The sequence below is a fragment of the Larsenimonas salina genome, assembly GCF_023736155.1.
GTDB classification, from domain to species: Bacteria; Pseudomonadota; Gammaproteobacteria; order Pseudomonadales; family Halomonadaceae; genus Larsenimonas; species Larsenimonas salina.
The window spans coordinates 1-19,775 of the sequence record NZ_JAMLJJ010000002.1 but is presented as its reverse complement, the minus strand read 5'-3'; the positions used below and the strand labels follow the sequence as shown (position 1 = coordinate 19,775).

Below are 19,775 nucleotides of genomic sequence, written 5' to 3'. Positions count from 1 at the left end.
TTCAACATTATTCTGATATAGCCATTTGGGCGTATGTTTCCCGGCACGCCCTCGCCACCTGGCGGCTCGGCGTTTCGTCATCACCGAGCAAAACGCGGTGGCGACGCCCATTCAAGGATCGGGAGATCGATATGAACCCACAAGAGGCTGCCAACACGGCACTCTCGACGCCGACGCTGTTGATCATTTGCGCTGTAGCCATCGCGGTGCTCTTGACCCTGATCATTCGGATCAAGCTGCACCCGTTCTTCGCCCTGGTGCTGGTCAGCATCGGCACGGCGATCGCCACCGGCATCGATGTTTCCAACCTGATGGACACGTTGATCGGGGGCTTCGGCAAGACGCTTGGCAACGTTGCGCTGCTGATCGGGTTCGGCGCCGTGCTCGGGCGCATTGTCGCTACCTCCGGCGGGGCGCGTGTGCTCTCCGATACGCTCATCCGCGCCTGCGGCCGTGACCGCGCCCCCTTCGGGCTTTCGGTCGCCGCGCTGCTGTTTTGCTTCCCGATCTTTCTCGACGCCGCCTACGTGGTGATGCTGCCGATCATTTACGCCATCGCCCGCGAGCTTAAAAGCTCGATCCTGCTGTTCGGCCTGCCGGTCGGCGGCGCGGGGCTGGTCATGCACGCCCTGATGCCGCCGCACCCGGGTCCGGTGGCTGCGGCGGTCTTCCTTCACGCCGACATCGGCCAGGTGCTGTTCGTGGGCCTTCTGGTCGGACTTCCGACCTGGTACGTGATGGGCTATCGCCTCTCGGTGTTTCTGGCCAACCGCACGCCCTACCAGAGCGTGCCGGACATGCTGGGTGATGCCCACACAGACGACGCCGAGCCGCCGGCCTTTTCGACCGTACTGCTGGTTCTGCTGCTGCCGCTTCTTCTGATCTTCATGAACACCGGGCTTTCTACCCTGATCTCGAGCGGCACGCTGCCTGAGGATAACCCCCTGCTTGATGTGCTGATGCTGATCGGTGAAACCCCGATGGCGCTTCTGATCAGCACCCTGGTCGCGATGTGGCTTTTGGTATTGAAGCGCGCCCGGAACGGCGGCATGAACGCCATCAACGACATCGTCGAAAACGCGATGGCCCCGGTGTGCTCGATCATTTTGATTACCGGCGCCGGCGGCATGTTCGGCACCGTATTGACCCAAAGCGGCATCGGCACGGCCCTGGCCGGCAGCCTCAATGAGATCGGCATGCCGCTGATCGTTGCGGGCTATGTGATCGCCTCGGTCATCCGCATCGCCCAGGGCTCGGCAACCGTTGCCGGTACCACCGCCGCCGGCATCATGGCTCCGGCGGTACTTGCCGCACCGGAACTCGCGGGCCTGCCGGCCGCCTGCATTGTCACCGCCATCGTCGCCGGCGCCATCGGCTATTCCCACGTCAACGATTCCGGCTTCTGGCTGGTCGGACGGTTTCTGGGCGTCTCGACCCGCACGATGCTCACGACCTGGAGCGTGGTGTCGGTGGGTATTTCGCTCATGGCCTTTGGCCTGGCCTGGCTTCTGTTCGCGTTCATCGCCTGATTTTCGACCGTACCCTGCCTGAGGAGGCACCCATGAGTCACCAAGATCCCAAGACCACTAAGCTCCGCAGCGCCCAATGGTTCGGCACCGCGGACAAGAACGGCTTCATGTACCGAAGCTGGATGAAAAACCAGGGCATTCCCGATCACGAATTCAACAACAAGCCGGTGATCGGCATCTGCAATACCTTCTCGGAACTCACGCCCTGCAACGCCCACTTCCGTCAGCTCGCCGAGCACGTCAAGCGCGGCATCTGGGAAGCCGGCGGTCTACCGGTGGAATTTCCGGTGTTCTCCAACGGCGAGTCGAATCTGCGCCCGACCGCGATGCTGACCCGAAACCTTGCGAGCATGGACGTGGAGGAGGCCATTCGTGGCAACCCCATCGATGGCGTGGTGCTCTTGACCGGCTGCGACAAGACCACGCCTGCGCTGTTGATGGGGGCGGCAAGCTGCGATGTGCCCGCCATCGTGGTCTCCGGCGGGCCGATGCTCAACGGCAAGCACCACGGCAAGCACATCGGCTCCGGCACCATCGTCTGGCAGCTCTCCGAGCAGGTGAAGGCCGGCAAGATCAGCCTCGATGAGTTCATGAGCGCCGAAGCCGGCATGTCCCGCTCCGCCGGCACCTGCAACACCATGGGCACCGCCTCGACCATGGCCTGCATGGCGGAGTCTCTTGGCGTGACGCTGCCCCACAACGCCGCCATTCCGGCCGTCGACGCCCGGCGCTATGTGCTGGCGCACCTGTCCGGCAACCGCATCGTCGACATGGTTCATGAAGACCTGAAGCTTTCGAAAATCCTGACCCGGGGCGCGTTCGAAAACGCCATTCGCACCAACGCCGCCATCGGGGGTTCCACCAACGCCGTGATTCACCTGCAGGCCATTGCCGGGCGCATCGGCGTCGACCTTGAAATGGACGACTGGTCCCGCATCGGCCGAGGCACGCCGACGCTGGTCGACCTTCAGCCCTCCGGGCGCTTTCTGATGGAAGAGTTCTACGACGCCGGCGGCCTGCCGGCCGTGCTCAGGCGCCTTGGGGAAAGTGACCGTCTGCCCCACCCCGGCGCGCTGACCGCCAACGGCAAGACGCTCTGGGACAACGTCAAGGAAGCGCCCAATTACAGCGACGAGGTCATTCGCCCCCTCGACAACCCGCTGATCGACGATGGCGGCATCTGCATCCTGCGCGGCAACCTCGCCCCCAAGGGCGCGGTGCTGAAGCCGTCGGCGGCCACGGCCGAGCTGATGGTGCACCGCGGCCGCGCCGTGGTGTTCGAGAACCTCGAGGATTACAAGGCCCGCATCAACGACCCCGAGCTTGATGTCACCAAGGACGACATTCTGGTCATGAAGCACTGCGGCCCCCGCGGTTACCCCGGCATGGCCGAGGTCGGCAACATGGGGCTGCCTGCCAAGCTGCTCGAGCAGGGCGTGACCGACATGGTGCGGATTTCGGATGCCCGCATGAGCGGCACCGCCTACGGCACGGTCGTTTTGCATGTTTCCCCCGAGGCCGGGGCCGGCGGGCCACTGGCTGCGGTCGAAAACGGCGACTGGATCGAGCTCGACTGCCACACCGGCCGCCTGCATCTGGACGTGGCCGAGGACGAAATCGCGCGCCGTCTGGAGGCCAGCGACCCGACCCAGGCCTCGCGCACCATCGCAAGCGATGGCGGCTACCGCGGGCTCTACATCGAACACGTTCTGCAGGCCGATGAAGGGTGCGACTTCGACTTCCTGCGCGGCTGCCGCGGTGCGGACGTTCCGCGCCATTCCCACTGAGCCCGCCACTTATTCGGCGCAAAGGAGCAACACCATGCGATTGATCCAGTTCATGAGCGCCGCCGGCCCCCGGGCCGGCCTCGTCGAAAACGCCTCGACCGTACGTGAGATCGACCTCGACGGCGGCACGCTGTCGCTTGTGCGACTCGCCATCGACAGCCAGCAGCCAATCGAGGCCGTGGTTGAAGGACTGCTGCTCGACACGCCCCTTGATTACGACACCCTGATCAAGGCCGGCCAGCTGCTGCCGCCGATTACCCACCCCGACCCGGCCCACTGCTACGTGACCGGCACTGGGCTTACGCACCTAGGCAGCGCCGACACCCGGGCGGCCATGCATGGCGCGCTCGAGGACAGCGAGCTGACGGATTCGATGAAGATGTTCCGGCTCGGGCTTGACGGCGGTAAGCCGGAACAGGGCCAGGTCGGCGCCCAGCCGGAATGGTTCTACAAGGGCGATGGCAGCATCGTGGTCGCGCCCGAGCAGCCGCTGCCGGGGCCGGCATTTGGTCTTGATGCCGGTGAAGAGCCAGAGCTTGTCGGCATCTACGTCAATGACCACACAGGAAAGCCCTGGCGCATCGGCTACGCCATCGGCAACGAATTCTCCGATCACGTGACCGAGCGTCAGAACTACCTGTGGCTTGCCCATTCGAAGCTTCGTCACTGCAGCATCGGCCCGGAACTTGTGGTCGGCGAGCTGCCGGCGCACCTCGAGGGCACCAGTCGCATCGTTCGAGACGGCCAGACGCTTTGGGAAAAGCCGTTTCTGACCGGCGAGGCCAACATGTCCCATAGCCTTGCAAACCTTGAGTACCACCACTTCAAGTACGCGCTGTTTCGCCGGCCGGGCGATGTCAATCTGCACTTTTTCGGCACCGCAACGCTCAGCTTCGGCGACCAGATTCGCACCGAGCCGGGCGACCGCTTCGAGATCGAACTGCCCCCGCTCGGCCGAGCCCTTCGAAACCCGTTGACCCGGCTCGACGACACGCCGCCGGCTCGCGTCAACGCCCTTCAAAGCACCACCACTTCGCTTTCATCCACCTCTGACGGAGGACGCACCATGCAGCCCGAAGGCCATCACCTGATCGGACGCACCATCACCCAAGGCTCAGGCGCGCCGATCACGGCCCTCAACCCGGCCACCGGCGAGTCGCTCACCCCGACGTGGTCGGCAAGTACACTCAACGACGTCGACACCGCCTGCCGCCTGGCCGAGGAAGCATTAGACACCTACCGGGAGACATCGCTCGAGGACCGGGCACGCTTTCTCGAGACGGTGGCCGAGGAGATCGACGCGCTTGGTGATGCATTGACCGAACGCGCGGTCGCCGAATCCGGCCTGCCTGAAGCCCGCATTCAAGGCGAACGCGGACGCACCTGTAACCAGCTGCGCCTGTTCGCCCGGGTCGTGCGTGACGGCAACTGGCTTGACGCGCGCATCGATCCGGCCCAACCCGAGCGCGCACCGATGCCCCGCCCGGACCTGCGCCAGCGCAGCATCGCCCTCGGCCCGGTGGCCGTGTTTGGCGCCAGCAACTTCCCATTGGCCTTCTCGGTGGCCGGCGGCGACACCGCCTCGGCCTTGGCCGCTGGCTGCCCGGTGGTGGTCAAGGCGCACAACGCCCACCCAGGCACCTGCGAGCTGATCGGCCGCGCCATTGCCACCGCCGTCAACCGCTGCAACCTGCCGGAAGGCGTGTTTTCACTGCTTTATGACGCCGACACCGAGGTCGGCCAGGCGCTGGTCAGCCATCCGGCCATCAAGGCCGCCGGGTTTACCGGCTCACGCAAGGGCGGGCTTGCGCTCTGGAATCTGGCCCACACCCGCGCAGAGCCCATTCCGTTCTACGCCGAGATGAGCAGCATCAACCCGGTGTTCGTACTGCCCGAGGCGCTTGAGGCCCGCACCAAGGCACTCGCCGAGGGGTTCGTCGGCTCGCTCAATATGGGCGCCGGCCAGTTCTGCACAAGCCCCGGGCTTTTGATCGCACGTGAAGGCCCTGCGCTCAATCGCTTCATCGAGCATGCGGCTCAGGCCCTTAAAGAACAGCCGGCGCACACCATGCTCACCCCCGGCATCCACAAAAGCTATGAGCAAGGCGCGGCCGCACTGGCGGGTCACCCGAATGTGCGCGAGATTGCCCACGGCGAGACCACCAGCGCACCGAATGCCTGCAAGCCTAGGCTTTTCATTACCCGGGCGGAGGCCGTGCTTAATGATCGTGCGTTACAGGAAGAAGTGTTCGGCGCCAGCTCATTGATTGTCGAGTGCGCCTCACAGGAAGAAATGCACTCGCTCGCCCGCGCCCTCGAGGGGCAGTTGACGGCAACGCTTCAGATGGATGAGGCCGACCACGACGACGCCGCCAAGCTCTTGCCGACGCTTGAGCGCCGCGCCGGCCGAGTGATGGCCAATGGCTGGCCGACCGGGGTCGAGGTGTGTGACGCCATGGTGCATGGCGGCCCGTTCCCCTCCACATCCGACAGCCGCACCACGTCGGTCGGCACCAAGGCTATTGAGCGCTTTCTGCGTCCGGTCTGCTATCAGGATATTCCTGACGCGCTTCTGCCTACGGCACTGCGCGAAGGCAATCCCTTGTCGCTGACTCGCTTGGTCGATGGTCAACGAGCACGGTAGTTTTATCTACCGGGCAGGGTTATCTGCCCGGTAATTGAACACATCATGCCGTAACGTCCCGCAGCGGGGAGTTACGACGTGATTACATTCTATTTCCATCAAATGAAACCCGTTTCACAATCTTTCTCAAGATCATACTCAGGTCGAAAATATAAGCATTTCTTGATTAACGGGTGGGCATGGCTAAATCGTGTCAGTGTCGCCGGAATTTTTTACCGGTGGCCTCCATTATCATGAATTCTCATCACACAGGCCTATACGATGAGAGATGAATCCCCCTTTCTAAAACCGACCTTAACCGCGTTGAGGCAGCGTCACATCGGCAAAGCATTTACTCAGGCGCGCTTTGATCATTGAGGTCATTAACGGCAATTTTAAATTTAACTAATATTATCAACTAGATAAGACGCGAAATAGTACCAGAGGTCGGATAGTACTTAATGACTTGAGATATCTGCTTATCGGGAAAATTTAGCTCAGAGCAAAATAGCGCTAAAGAACCATGCATTAGAGACATTAAAAACCGCTGATTAGTTACATTAGTTAATTACTACTGTTTGCCTTCAGACAAGCCGCTTTGTAAGCAAAACGGCACATTTTTCTCGCCCGCACCCTTATATCGTTTCGTTAAGTAACGAGACGGTGTTCATACATTGCTCGGCATTCAGATAACCAAAGCAGCGTTTATGAATGCGCAGGCATGTTCCAGGGAAGCGGGTACTATCATGCGCCAAATATTTTTAACACTGCTGAGCGAGCGGATGCGCTACAGAGTTCTCTATTACCTCAATCATAAAAGACGATTGAGCTTTTCAGCGCCGACAAGCTTTACCGAAAAGCTGTATTGTCGGATGCAGAACCCATTGCCTGAATTTTCGCGCCTTGCCGACAAGTTTGCGGTAAGAGCCTATGTTCAGGAAAAGCTGGGCAATGATCCGCTGATCACGCTGTACAAAAGTACGCGCCACGTCACCCGTGAGACGTTCGAGGATCTGCCGAACCAGTTCGTCATGAAGTCGACGCACGGCGCAGGCCAGGTCTACATCGTGCGCGACAAGAACGCCGAAGACCTTGACGCTCTGGCGGAGCAGGCCAATGCCTGGCTGACAGTGCCTTATAACCGCTTCGAAAAGCACTACAAGAAAATCACGCCGCGTATTCTGTTTGAGCGTCTTCTGAGCCAGAAAAACGGACAGCCCCCGGCGGATTACAAGGTGCACGTATTCAATAACGGCAGCCACAACTACTGCTTCGTGCAGGTCATCGACGGCCGGTTTGGTGAGACCACGCAGAACCTGTTCTCCGAAACCTGGGGCAAGGTGCCGTTCGATCATGACAGCCGGCTTCCGAAAAGCGACGCCCCCGAGATCCTCGAGCCGCCGAAAGCGCTCAACGACATGATTCAAAAGGCCAAGACACTTGCAGGCCCGTTCGGCTACTGCCGCGTCGATTTCTATTGTTTCGAGGGCGCCATCTACTTCGGCGAGATGACCTTTACCCCGGGCGCAGGCAATCTTCGCTTTATCAGCCCGTACTGGGACACCGTGCTTGGCAGCTACTTCGCCTGGCCCGATGAGCCGGAATTCGGTACTCCACTAACGAGTAGTTACCGGTTCAGCCGCCGTCTCAAGCACATGACCGGACTGCTACATCAGCGTACCAACTAACGCATAACCCCGCTTTCGCAAGGGCCTACCCCATTCTTGGGTGCAGGCCTTTTTTTATTATGATCCGGCCCTGATCTCACTAACGTGCCCTGTTAGAACTTTTAATCAGCGTTTCTTTATAAAATCATTAAAAAGCCCAGGCACTTTATTATTAATTTTGTAATCGCCATATATCCTTTGGTAGACGTCATCATACTCATGCCTACAAACCCTCTTTAAACTTAGACAACACTCCCACGACACTCCTAAACCTCCATGGCCACTCAAATTCAGATGCGTCGCTTAGCAACCCAGCTGCTATCAGAACGAATGCGTTACCGCATTCTTTATGCCCGCCACCGGAAAAAGTGGCTCGATCTGGATGCGCCCAAGCGGTTTACCGAGAAGCTCTATTGCCGCATGCAGCGCCCTCAAGCCATGTTCACCACACTCGCCGACAAATACCTCGTGCGTGAGTACGTGGCTCAAACCATTGGCGACACGTATCTGATTCCGCTTTACGCCTGCACACAACACGTGACGGCTGATCTGATCGCGTCCCTGCCCGATGCTTTTGTCATGAAATCCAACCACGGCGCAGGCCAGGTCAAAATCGTGCGCAATAAACACCTCGAGGACTGGGAAGCCTTGGCAACGCTTGCCAATGACTGGCTTAAAACCTCCTATTCGTCGTATGAGAAACACTATGCGCGCATTGACCCTCGCATTTTGTTCGAGAAGCTCATGCTTCGAGGCGATAATCAGCCGCCGGCGGACTACAAGATCCATGTGTTCAACGGTGAACGCGAGCAGTATCAATTCATTCAGGTCATCGATGGCCGGTTCGACCACCGCACCCAGAATTTCTTCATGCCCGATTGGACGCCAGCGCCGTTCAATGCGTTCAGCCCGTGGCCTCCCAGCACCAACTCCGAGGTCATCGGTCGACCAGCCAATTTGGACACCATGATGACGCTGGCCGAAACACTGGCTGCCCCGTTTGGGTACGCACGCATCGATGTCTATCTTCTAGATCATCGAATCTATTTCGGCGAGATCACGTTTACCCCGGCCGGAGGCAACATCACCTTCATCGATGATGCGTGGGACAAGCGACTCGGTAGCCTGTTTCCATGGCCGGATACGGCTCATGCCCTCACGGCGCCCTCAAACGATGCACTCGCGCAGATCAAGGCTTAAGCGGTAAAGACAAAAAAAAGAGCCATCCAGAGGATGGCTCGATAAGGACCGTGACTAGCTTGATGAGGAGATGGACCGTACGAATCGCCCTGATTCGTGGGCCCTGCGGCGCCGTTTCCGTCACCGCAAATAAAAGATAACCATTCTCATTTATTAACGCAACCATTGAGTACCAAATTGGTCCTCTTTTTTTTGAAAGCGAACGTAACCCTCCCCTCGCGTACGCTCATAGCCCCCACACCGTGTCGCCGCACCGCGCTCAAACGGCCTGATGGCGCATTCATACAAGACGTACACGCACGTCCAGACACGGTGGCCTATTTTCGGGTCTTGAAGATGAAGAGTGCCGCGCGTGTTCTTGATGAGCGCTCTGACGCACGCGCAAAAAAAAAAGCCATCCAAGAGGATGGCTCGATAAGGACCGTGACTAGCTTGATGAGGAGGTGGATCACCCGAATCGAGTGGATCCTGCGGGGCGTTGCCGCCACCGCAAACAAAAGATAACCATTCTCATTAAAGGATGCAAGTCATTTAAGACCGATTTGGTCCTATTTTTCCTTTGCCTGGCTTTACCGCATCTAAATTGCCGCAATGCCCCTCTCAATTCCAAGCCGTTTGCCCTGTATATCGAGCCATCCGCGCATGCCTTCTCGCCATGAAAGCCGCGCCATGAAATCGCGCCATAAAAGCCGCTCGATGAAAGCCGGGGCAAAGGCATACAGGCGAGAACCTAGCCTGGAATCAACGATTCCGGCAGGAACTCAAGCGTGCTGCCTCGCTCGAAATAGTGAACGCTGAAAAGGCGGTCCGGGTCGTGCCACAGCGCACGGGATTCGAACCCCGCATGAGCGGCGAGCGTCTTGAAATCCTCGTCGCTGTATTTATAGGAATTCTCGGTGTGAATGCTTTCACCGGCGTCAAACGGGATCCGAAGCCCACCCAACGCAACGGTCTGCGCCTTGCGACTGACCAGATGCATTTCGATGCGCTGCTCGGCCTCGTTCAGAAACGCACGGTGCTCAAATTGCTCCGGGTCAATGTCGCTGCCAAGCTCGATCTCGTAACGGGTCAAGAGGTTGCGGTTGAATGCTGCCGTTACACCGGCGGCGTCGTTGTACGCCTGTTCGAGAATTTCCCTGTCCTTCATGCGATCGACACCGATCAAAAGCCCGCCCCCGGGCGGCAGCATGTTGGCAAGGTTGCTCAGAAGCGTGCGCGCCAGCGCCGGAGTGAAATTACCGATGCTCGACCCCGGGAAGAACACCACCGGCCGACCACCGGCATCGAGCCCGCTGGGCAGGTGCATCGGGGAGGTAAAATCCGCCCAGGCAGCGTGCACGTCAAGCCAGGGGTAATCCGCCGCCAGCCGCTCGGTGCTTTGAATCAGAAAGTCGCGTGAGATATCGACGCCGAGGTAGTGCCTGGGCTTGACCGCTTCCAAAAGCGTTCGCACCTTGCGGCTCGCCCCACTGCCAAGCTCGATCAGGGTTGCGTTCTCCCCCACCACTTCAGCGATCTCACTGGCGCGGTCGGTAAGCACCTTCTCCTCGGCCCGGGTGAGGTAATACTCGGGCTGCGTACAAATCGCATCAAACAGCTGAGACCCTCGGTAATCGTAGAAGTACTTGGGCGAGGCCCATTTTGGGGAATTCAACAGACCGGCTATGGCGTCGTCCAGAAAATCCTGTCCTATATCAAGCGTGTAATGCTGATCATGAAAACATACGGCACTGGTCATGGGGGCCTCGCTCATGGGTTGTCGTCATTACGTCACGGGGTCAAGCTCGTAATTGCATTCTCGCGTTTGTCGTAGCGCTCGTTTTTATCGTGTCAGGGGGCACATCATCACACCGGCCCTTATAACCTCATGCGTCTCGGGCAAGCCTTACGCCGGTAAACGGCCAGCGCGCTGATGTGGGAAAGAAGTTGCGATAGCTTTCACGAATGTGACCTTCAGGGGTCGCACAGCAGCCACCGCGCAGCACCATCTGGTTGGCCATGAACTTTCCGTTGTACTCACCAAGCGTTCCCGGTAGCGGAGTGAAGCCGGGGTATGGACGAAACGCGCTGCCCGTCCACTCCCACACGCCACCAAAGAGCTGACTGAAGGTGCCGTTGACCGGCTGCGCTCTGGGCTGATAATGACCGGCGTCCATGAACTGGCCGTCAACCGGCGCGTCCTGCGCCGCGATCTCCCATTCGGCCTCGGTCGGCAGACGACACCCCGCCCAGCGGGCGTAGGCATCAGCTTCGAAGAAACTGATGTGGCACACCGGCGCCTCCGGGTCGACCGGCGTCAAGCCGCCAAGCGTCATGTGATGCCACTGGCCGTCGCGACAGACCCAGTAAAGCGGCGCGTGCTGCGGCTGCTGATCGAGGCCGTGAAACCCTTCCGTCAACCAGAGCTCGGTGCGCTGGTAGCCGCCATCGGCCATGAACGCCATGTACTCGGCGTTGGTGACCGGACGATTGGCAAGCTCAAAGCCGTGCTGATAGACACGGTGGCGCGGGGTTTCACAGTCGAAGGTGAATCCATCACCGGGCATGCGGCCAATCTGACGCACGCCTTCGGGAAAGCGGACCCACTCAAGCGCGGGCGCCGGTATGCTTGATGCCGGCGCCGCATTCGGGGCGTAGACCGGGTGCAGTGGGTTCTGGGCAAGTATGTGCTTGATGTCCATGACCAGAAGCTCCTGATGCTGCTGCTCATGGTGAAGCCCAAGTTCCAGACGCGTCAGCAGCTCATCGAGTTGCTCCGGTGGCGGTGCGCTCAAAAGCCGGGTCATGGCCTCGTCAACGTGGGCTCGAAACCGCTGCACGTCCTCCACGCTCGGGCGCGACATCAGCCCCCGTTTTGGTCGTGGAAACGGCTCACCGTGGGTTTCGTAATAGGAATTGAACAGATAATCGAAGGCGGGATCGAGCGGGGTGTAGCCGGAAAGATAGGGTTTCAGGAGAAAGGCTTCGAAAAACCAGCTGACGTGGGCCAGATGCCATTTCGGTGGGCTTACGTCCGGCATGCTTTGAATCACGTAATCTTCATGCTCAAGCGGCTCACAGAGCGCCTCCATGGTTGCCCGAACGTGTTGATACCGAGCAAGCCAGGGCTTCGAGCGCGCCTGCGCCTCACTTGAGGTCGGCCGAGTCGAACCGAGGTGTTCCATCGGGGTCTCCCATCCGGGTTCGTACCGTTGATGTATGCGTAATTTTCAGCGTAGCAAGCTGCCTTTCCATTGCACGTAGCAATTCGTAACCCGGTGCATGGCTATCGGCCACACTAAACTGTGCTACCGTTGCGCGCTTATGGTCACCAACTAGATACGCTCATGTCCGCGCTCCTTCGCTCCCGCCGTTTCTGGCTCATTGCCTTCATGCTCGCGGCCCTCCTGCTGCGTGCGCCGATTGTCGTGCTGGGGCCGGTACTGGCACCGATCATGTCGACGCTCTCGCTCAGTTCCAGCGAGGCGAGCCTTTTAACGACGCTGGTCATCCTGTGCTTCGGACTGCTCTCGCCCATTGCGCCAACGCTGGCCGGCCGTCTCGGACTCGATCGGGCACTCGCGATCGCCATGGCCGCCGTCGCCCTCGGCGGCGTGCTTAGAGGGGTCGCCCACTACGACATCATGCTGATCGGCACGCTTTTAGTCGGGTTCGGTATTGCCTGCGCGAACGTGTTCATGCCGAGCGTGGTCAAGCGCGACCGCCCTGACCGGCTGGGCCAGACCATGGGGATCTATACAATGGTAATGGGGGTCGGCGCGACGCTTGCCTCCGGCCTTGCCGTCTCTACCATGGAGCTTGCCGGAAGCTGGTCAGCGCCGATCTGGCTGTGGGCCGTGATCGCCGTTGTCCCGGCGGCGTTGTGGGGCATTCGAAGTACTCACGCCGACACGCGAGCGAGCACAACCGAGGCCACCACCATCCGGGCGATGATGGGGAGTCGAGTCGCGTGGATGTTGACGCTGTTTCTCGGGGTGCAATCGTTTAGCTTCTACACCTTTCAAACCTGGCTGCCGACCCTTGCAACCGAGGGGGGCGTGAGTCATGACATGGCCGGCTGGATGCTGGCGACCGCCAACCTGATTTCGATGCCGGTCAGCTACCTTGTTGCCCGCATCGCGGCGCGGTGCGAGCGTCACAGCGCGCTGGCACTGACGCTGACCGGACTTATCGGCGTTGCGCTTGTTGGTCTGATGTGGTCTCCCTCGACGCTGCCGCTCTTTTGGGCGCTGTGTCTCGGGGCGGGTCAGGGGGGGTGCTTTACGCTTGCGCTGACGCTGATCGTGCTGCGCTCGCAAAGCTCGGCCGATGCCTCGGCGCTGTCGGGCATGTCACAAAGCATCGGGTATCTGATGGCCGCCAGCGGCCCGCTGGTGTTCGGTGCCTTCAAGGAGGCCACCGGTGACTGGAACGCCTCGCTGGTCATGATGATGGTTCTGCTCGGCTTCCAGGTCGTGTTCGGCGTATTGATCGGCCGCCCGACCAAGATCCAACTGCGCTCACGCGTGCGCTGAACGCTCAATCTCCCTTTGGCGGTGCCGTAATAGCTTCAAAGGCCTTGTGGGGTGTAACGCCCCACGGGACACACCACCGCGCACCGTCGGGAGTCCATCATGAACACCTTTACTTACGCCACCTTCATCGGCGCCATTGTGCTGCTGTTCGGCTACCTCGTTTCCGGCGACGCCCTCGGCGCCTACGCTTTCCTCGATTGGCCCACCGCCACGCGCTGGCAGGTGATCGCGCTTTCCGGTACGGCGTTTGTCTGCTCGCTGATCACCCTTGCGCTCTCGACCAAGCGCCGCAATCTGCGAGTCCGCCATCACCGCCACCATCAGGACCATTGAGCCGAGCGCCCGAGTCTTTCGGTTTACGCCCTCACGCCTGCGGCACGCTCAGCACATCACCGGGATGGATGGGCGCCCCGCCTGAAAGATCATTGGCCTTGCGAAGCGCAGTAACGCTGGTGCCAAGTCGCGCCGCGATCACCGACAATGAGTCACCCGAGCGGACTTTGTAGCGGCCCGCGCCCGGCGGCGCCTCGTCGGGGTGGTTTTTCTGCCAGGCAAGCAAAGTGCCCATCGGCGGCAACGAGGTGAAGTGATGCTCAAGCCCAAGCGCAATAGCCCGGCCCATCTTGCGCTGGAACTTGGCCGAGGCCAGTCGGCGCTCTCCGGTCGGATTGGATAGGAAATCGGTCTCGACCAGCAGCGAAGGAATATCCGGCGAGCGCAGTACCGCGAAATTGGCCTGTTCCACGTCTGACTTGAACACAGGATTGACCGTCTTGATCGCGTTGAGCACATCCCCGCCTGCAACCAGCGAGTCACTGATCTTGCTCTCAAGGCTTAAATCCACCAGCGTCTGTCGAATGACCTTGCTGCGCCCCTTGAGCGAGAGCGAACTGCCATCGCCGCCCACCATGCTCGAATGGTTTTCCTTCGCCGCCATCCAGCTTGCCATGGTTGACGTGGCGCCATGCGGGGAAAGCGCAAAGACCATGGTGCCCCGTGGCTGCGGCGAGTCGACCGTGTTGGCGTGCACCGACACGAAAAAATCCGCCTTGTGCTGACGTGCGATCTCGACGCGATCTTCCAGCGGAATAAAAGTATCGCCGGTTCGGGTCAGAAACGCGTGAAACCCAAGGCGTTGATTCAATGTGGCAACGATGTGGCGAGCGATCGCGAGCACTACTGTTTTTTCCTTGACGCCATCCGCCCCGTGCGCTCCGGGATCGTGGCCGCCGTGGCCTGGGTCGATCGCGATGACGACGTCACGAGTGCCTTCACCGCGTGCGCGCTTGGCAACGGTACGTGACGTGTTTTGACGCTCGGCGATGGCCTCGATCGGGTCGGTCGAGGTCATGGTGATGCGGGTGGTCTGATGCCCGCCGGCCCGCTCGGTGGAAAGCTCTGGGGTACCAGGCGTCGAGCGCAGATCGAACACCAGCCGGAGATCGGTGCCCTTGCGCACCCCTGAGCGCATGTTCTTGATGACGGTGCCGTCGAACTGCTCGGCCGGAACCTTGCTTTCGCCTAGGGTCGTCTCTGGAAGATCCACCACCAGCCGCGCGGGGTTACTCAGAGTAAACATCGACGGTTTGATCGTCTCGTTGGTAGTGATATCGATGGCAGTTGACCCGCTGCCATGTTCAATATCGATGCCCGATACCTGCCCTGCAAACGCTGACCCCGCCACCATAACCAACGAGACCAGCGCTCCGATCACTGCCTGTTTTACGTTCGACATATCACTAGCTTTCTATTTATCTGCTTGGACCGCACAAAAGCGGCGACGGTAACACTCTCCGTGCAACTGCGCCTACGGCCTTTCTGTCAGCAATTCTGACCAGACTGTCAGTCCATGTTGCGTTAGCGCACTCCTTTGGCGCTTATTTCTCCATAAAGTTCAAGGCTCTGGCCATCAACTGAAAGCCTCATGGAGCCTAACGGACCCATGGACGTCTGGCCGATATGGCTCAGTTGGCAGGGCAACGCATTCGTAATGCATAGCCCGGTGGCTCGAATCCTTTTTCCGGCACCAGGAACTCCGAGCGCTCAAGCGATGCTTCACTGCCTGGAGCTCAGAGATGCAGCAACTCATTTTTGATGACCAACGCCGTCACGATCGATCGGGTTAACCCTTCCTGTTCATCGCCTTGAGCTGCTGATCCAGATAGTTCTGGGTGCTTGAGATCATGGACATGGTTTTATCAAGTGTTTCGAACTGCCGTTGATACCGACCCATGGTGGCTTCGATCGCCTGTTTCATCGCACCGATCCGGGTATCCGTGCTCGAGATACGATCCTTCACGCTGTCTCTCATCTGTGCAATCAGTCCATCGGCGCCACTGTAGGCGTCAAGCGTCTGATTAATCTGCTCGAACACGCCGCCATCGATCATCATTCGCTCGAGGTCCTTTCGCTTCGTATTCACGACCTCGGTGAGCGCACTTGAGTCAATCGCCAGCATGCCCTTGCTGGAAAGCTTGACGCCGATGTCGGACAGATTTTTCAAGCTGCCACTGCCTGTCGTCAGCAACGCATCCACCAGGTGGTTTTCGAGCCTTCGCAGGGTGCCATCACCGATCAGTGCTCCGCCCTTGCTCCCGTTGAAATCAGTCATGGCGTTGGACTGTGTTCGATAGCTGTTGTAGGTCTCGATGAAGTCATCGAGTGTCTTCTTCACCGCTTCGGAATCAGGAGCGATCACCAACGATTGTGGGGTTTCGGTGACGTTTTTCAGCTTGATCATCACGCCCTCGATCGCATTCTCGATGACGTTGTTTTGCCGCACGATATCCAGCCCGTTGATATTCACGCGTGCATCTCTGGCCGCCACGGTCTGAAACATGCCCGACGTAGGGAAAGGCACCGGCGATTCAGGGTCTTCCACTCCCGGCGCTTCCGGTGTGCCCGGCGGCGGCGTTTCCGGTGTTTCCGTGGGCGGTGTCTCGGGCGTTGGCTCCTCCGGCGCTGTCGGCTCGGTCGGTGGTGGCGTGGGCGTCTTTCCACCAATAGCGTCTCCGATACCGCCTACAACCTCACCGACACCCTCGCCAATCGTGCCAACACCATCGCTGATTTTTCCGAGACGGCTCGGCGAGTTCTTTGGCGCCGTGGGAGCCGGCTCAGACGCTGTCGTTGCGCTCGCTGTACCTGCCGTGGCGGTCTCTGACGACGTTGCCGCCCCCGCGGATTCCGAACCGGTCTCGCTTGCCGGCACGGCTGAGGCGTCATCGGCACGGGCCGGTGTCCCAGGTGTGGATTGAGGCGCGGGCGTGGATTTAGGCGCGGGCGTGGATTGAGGCGTTTCCGAGTGTGCCGGAAACGTTGGTTTGGCGGCCACGGCCTGGGTTGCCGGGTCAAAATTCAAAAACTCGCTCAATGCGGTGTGCGTCGGGTCAGCGTCCAGAACGTGAATGCCGATGTGATGGTTCGTGCCGGTTTCCCTGGACGTCAGCATCAGCCGATACGGCGTGTTGCTGCCGTCATTCATGATGGAGGCGGAGATACCGAGTCCGGAGCGATTGATAACATCGCGCAGGCCGCTCAGAGTGCTTTGCCCTTCACTCAGGTCGAGAACGACCTTGGAGTGCGTCGTACCGTCTCGGCCCCCCAGGCTTAACGTGAGCTGCCCACCCTTTCCAAGAGATTCGTGGATCGACCCCACGCCCTGACTTGCAATGGAGTGCGCCTGAGCCACTGCCTTGACGTTCAGGAAGTAGCTTCCCTCATGGGCCGCCCCCGTCAGGGCGGCATCGAGATGCTTGCTGTCGTATTGAAGCCCAAGGGTATTGAGAACCTCGGCATCGGACAGCTTGGCCGCCTGTTCCTTCAGGCGGTCTATCGTGCTGACCAGGCCGCTATAGCTGGAGAGCTGTACCTGATTCTTCTGCTGCTGGATTTGGAATGGTTGAAGCCGAGCGTTCTCGGCTTGTTTGAGATTGGCAAGCAGGCTGGAAAGGTCCAGGCCCGACCCCACGCCAAGCGATTTAATTGATGCCATTCAAGACCCCTCATAAGGAATGAGGGTTACTTACCTCACTCACTATTAAGACGATACGTATATTCAATAACGCCGAAATAGCAGGCCCTTTCTTTAGGCAAACTTAAATTAACAAGTAATTTATAAAGGCCATTGAAAGTAATGCCGAATTTTTATTGTTGCGCCACTCGAAAGTACAGCGTCTTTCCAAAGGCAGGCCCCGTTACGCACACAGCAGCGCCAGTACGCCAAGCATGATAAGCGACACAAGCGTACTGCTTGCGATGCGTTGAGCTGACGTTCCTGTATTGAGGTAGAACGTTTCAAGCACAACGATGTTGGCGGCCGGAGGAAGCAGCGGCAAAACCAACAGAGCAAGCAGACTTTGTGTAGGCAGAAGGCCTGTTATACCAAGTACCTACCAGAAAACCGCCAAAATGCCCGTACCCAGCAACGCTCTTGCCACGGCAATCGGAACGGCCCGTTGAATCGATGCTCGAGTGATTCTGGACTGATACAGCCAGATGCCCAGAATGCACATCCCAAGCACGGACATGAGTAGCTTCGCCACCGGGTAGAGCTGTTCGATCACTGAAACCTCGATCAGCGCGGGGGCCATGACGTGCAGGCACACCCCGACAAGCACCGCCATTACCGGTGGCGAGCGTAGCGTTCGCTTGAAGACGTCTTTCCAGCGGGCCTCGGTCTGCATGGCCATGACGGCGGCGACGTTTCCAAAGATGGAGCTGCCAATGTAGGCCGCGATGAGAACGCGACTGGCCTCGTCCTCGAACATCGCCATGGCGACCGGCAAGCCCAACCAGCCGATATTGAGGTAGCTGAAAAGTATCGGCGTGAGCCGATCCTTCCAGATCAGCGTGCCCACGCCGAACAGGGTAAGGCAGAAAAGGAGCGAGGCAACCGCGATGGTGCCGGTGCCAGCTTCATAGGTTGCCAGGTTGAAGACAATCACATACGGGATCAAGACCCGGGTGAGCACCTTCGAAAGCAGTGCGCTCACGTCGGGTAGGTACTTCCCGACCATCAACCCACCAATCATGTAAAAAAGCGGAAGTAGTGCACTCATCGTAAGTTGGTCGATCCTTGAGCCATGGGTGAATTTAAGACGCGAACCAAACCAGCCGGCTGAGTTGACGAGGCGCGATGGTCTCTAGGCGTGGCCCACGCCCAACCCGTCGCCATTAAATTAGACCAATTTGATACCTCCAGGTCACCCGTGGAAAAGTTGCCGTTTCACGATTCGAGCCAGCACTTTAATAATCTTATTTACAAAATAACTCTAGGACACATTTAGCAGCATAAGCTATAACCGTCACACAGAGGCCCAAGCTTGCAGGTAGATATATGCAGAGCAAGATATATTTTATGAATATAAATTTCTTAGGACTTTTTTCTATGTTGCAGTTCAGTGCTTTATATTTTTTATGAAGGCTGTCTTTTTTAAATGCCTGATCCCAAGCGTAAGAGGACATGCCCCAAATACAAGTTGGGAACCACATTTTTGAGCTATCACTTTTATCAGTAAACATCTTGTCTGTTTCTTTTATCGTAAAAAATGAAACAGGGAGTCCTATTATAAAAAATATACCCATTATTATTGCGCTACTCATGCCTATATAATTAGCGACATCAATCAGGGCTTTCATTTTTCTTCTCTTGGTCGTTTTTCTCGTTCCGCAACGCGTTGTAAATCAGCTCACCTGACTTGTCTCCGAAGCTATTTTCTACAACGCTGCCTAAGTAAGCACAAACAACTATGCTGGCAATACAATCAGCCGGTCTAAGCTAAATTATTTTCGGAGTGCGATACTTCAGACTTCATAAAAGAACTCTTAGGGCATACAGTGTAGCTGTGATTAAAAGTGCGATGTTTGCAGGTATGTAAATAGTGAAAAGTAAGATTTTTTATTAAAGCGTACTTATTTATTGGTGATTTTGTTTTTTCTAGATAAATAGGGCACTCCGCCTCAAATTTATCCTTTTTGAATAGCAATAGATGCCATGCATATTGAGACATCCCCCAAAAGCAAAGCGGAAACCAAACATTTATATTGTCGCTTTCTCCCGTAAACAATCGATCTGTCGCCTTAATGAAGAACGGGGACAAGATTATTCCAATCAGTCCGAGGCCAATCATTGCTGCACCGGAAATGATACTAAGGTGTTCTACAATACTACTCATTTTCCTATTCTTTTGCTTTTGATGTGATGATTCTATGAGCGCTCATAATTTGAGAGGCCTGATAGTCATCTTAAACTTGGATCAATGGTTAATAACACTAATAGGTATCCAGGCTAGGAAAGCTACTATAAATGCAATATTCCCAGGGGTATAGACGGCGGTCTCAATGACCAAGTGCAACACGTGAGCCATCAGGTACGGTGTTGCCATGAACCACTGCTATCGCCATCTTTCTGCTGAAGACCGGGCCGCCATCATGATGATGCGAGCCACGCATTC

14 protein-coding genes and 1 pseudogene are annotated in these 19,775 nt (G+C 58.2%); 8 read left to right on the top strand and 7 right to left on the bottom strand.

Features of this window, described 5'->3' with window-relative positions; all coding sequences use genetic code 11:
- Window positions 1–131: 131 nt before the first annotated feature.
- From NAT23_RS05410 to NAT23_RS05385, 6 genes and pseudogenes are all read left to right on the top strand, one after another.
- On the top strand, window positions 132–1,529 hold the full coding sequence (locus NAT23_RS05410) for a GntP family permease (protein ID WP_251926226.1): 1,398 nt from the start codon (window positions 132–134) through the stop codon (window positions 1,527–1,529).
- A 32-nt stretch (window positions 1,530–1,561) separates the two neighbouring features.
- Window positions 1,562–3,316 carry an IlvD/Edd family dehydratase gene (locus tag NAT23_RS05405; RefSeq protein WP_251926225.1) on the top strand — a complete coding sequence of 585 codons (1,755 nt, stop codon included), beginning with the start codon at window positions 1,562–1,564 and terminating at the stop codon, window positions 3,314–3,316.
- Window positions 3,204–4,316, top strand: a pseudogene (gene araD1, locus NAT23_RS05400) (AraD1 family protein); the annotation flags it as partial. The gene NAT23_RS05405 and the pseudogene araD1, both read left to right, overlap by 113 nt.
- A gap of 66 nt (window positions 4,317–4,382) precedes the next feature.
- Entirely contained in the window at window positions 4,383–5,960 is a 1,578-nt protein-coding gene (locus tag NAT23_RS05395) for an aldehyde dehydrogenase (NADP(+)) (RefSeq protein WP_251926759.1), read from the top strand.
- Between the two features lie 851 nt (window positions 5,961–6,811).
- Window positions 6,812–7,627, top strand: a complete 816-nt coding sequence (locus NAT23_RS05390) for an ATP-grasp fold amidoligase family protein (RefSeq protein WP_251926224.1) — start codon at window positions 6,812–6,814, stop codon at window positions 7,625–7,627.
- Window positions 7,628–7,936: 309 nt separating this feature from the next.
- Window positions 7,937–8,806: an ATP-grasp fold amidoligase family protein gene (locus NAT23_RS05385; protein ID WP_251926223.1), complete on the top strand. Its 870-nt coding sequence runs from the start codon at window positions 7,937–7,939 to the stop codon at window positions 8,804–8,806.
- A 730-nt stretch (window positions 8,807–9,536) separates the two neighbouring features.
- On the opposite strand, the gene egtD is transcribed toward NAT23_RS05385, so the two are convergent.
- Both egtD and egtB read right to left on the bottom strand, forming a co-directional pair.
- Window positions 9,537–10,559, bottom strand: a complete 1,023-nt coding sequence (gene egtD / locus NAT23_RS05380) for an L-histidine N(alpha)-methyltransferase (protein WP_251926222.1) — start codon at window positions 10,557–10,559, stop codon at window positions 9,537–9,539.
- A gap of 112 nt (window positions 10,560–10,671) precedes the next feature.
- Entirely contained in the window at window positions 10,672–11,970 is a 1,299-nt protein-coding gene (gene egtB, locus NAT23_RS05375; protein ID WP_251926221.1) for an ergothioneine biosynthesis protein EgtB, read from the bottom strand.
- Window positions 11,971–12,132: 162 nt separating this feature from the next.
- Between egtB and NAT23_RS05370 the strand changes: the two genes are divergently transcribed.
- Both NAT23_RS05370 and NAT23_RS05365 read left to right on the top strand, forming a co-directional pair.
- A complete protein-coding gene (locus NAT23_RS05370; RefSeq protein ID WP_251926220.1) occupies window positions 12,133–13,320 on the top strand; it encodes an MFS transporter in 1,188 nt (395 codons plus the stop codon).
- A 99-nt stretch (window positions 13,321–13,419) separates the two neighbouring features.
- Window positions 13,420–13,653 (top strand): hypothetical protein, encoded by a 234-nt coding sequence (locus NAT23_RS05365; RefSeq protein ID WP_251926219.1) that lies wholly within the window; start codon window positions 13,420–13,422, stop codon window positions 13,651–13,653.
- A 31-nt stretch (window positions 13,654–13,684) separates the two neighbouring features.
- Here NAT23_RS05365 and NAT23_RS05360 read toward each other — a convergent pair whose 3' ends face one another.
- From NAT23_RS05360 to NAT23_RS05340, 5 genes are all read right to left on the bottom strand, one after another.
- A complete protein-coding gene (locus NAT23_RS05360) occupies window positions 13,685–15,055 on the bottom strand; it encodes an N-acetylmuramoyl-L-alanine amidase (RefSeq protein ID WP_251926218.1) in 1,371 nt (456 codons plus the stop codon).
- A gap of 387 nt (window positions 15,056–15,442) precedes the next feature.
- Window positions 15,443–17,314 (bottom strand): flagellar filament capping protein FliD, encoded by a 1,872-nt coding sequence (gene fliD, locus NAT23_RS05355; RefSeq protein WP_251926217.1) that lies wholly within the window; start codon window positions 17,312–17,314, stop codon window positions 15,443–15,445.
- Window positions 17,315–17,516: 202 nt separating this feature from the next.
- The gene (locus NAT23_RS05350) at window positions 17,517–17,657 is read right to left on the bottom strand and encodes a hypothetical protein (protein ID WP_251926216.1); all 141 of its coding nucleotides are present in this window, start codon (window positions 17,655–17,657) and stop codon (window positions 17,517–17,519) included.
- Between the two features lie 54 nt (window positions 17,658–17,711).
- A complete protein-coding gene (locus NAT23_RS05345; protein ID WP_251926215.1) occupies window positions 17,712–18,380 on the bottom strand; it encodes an AEC family transporter in 669 nt (222 codons plus the stop codon).
- Window positions 18,381–18,576: 196 nt separating this feature from the next.
- On the bottom strand, window positions 18,577–18,960 hold the full coding sequence (locus NAT23_RS05340; protein ID WP_251926214.1) for a hypothetical protein: 384 nt from the start codon (window positions 18,958–18,960) through the stop codon (window positions 18,577–18,579).
- Between the last annotated feature and the right edge of the window lie 815 nt (window positions 18,961–19,775).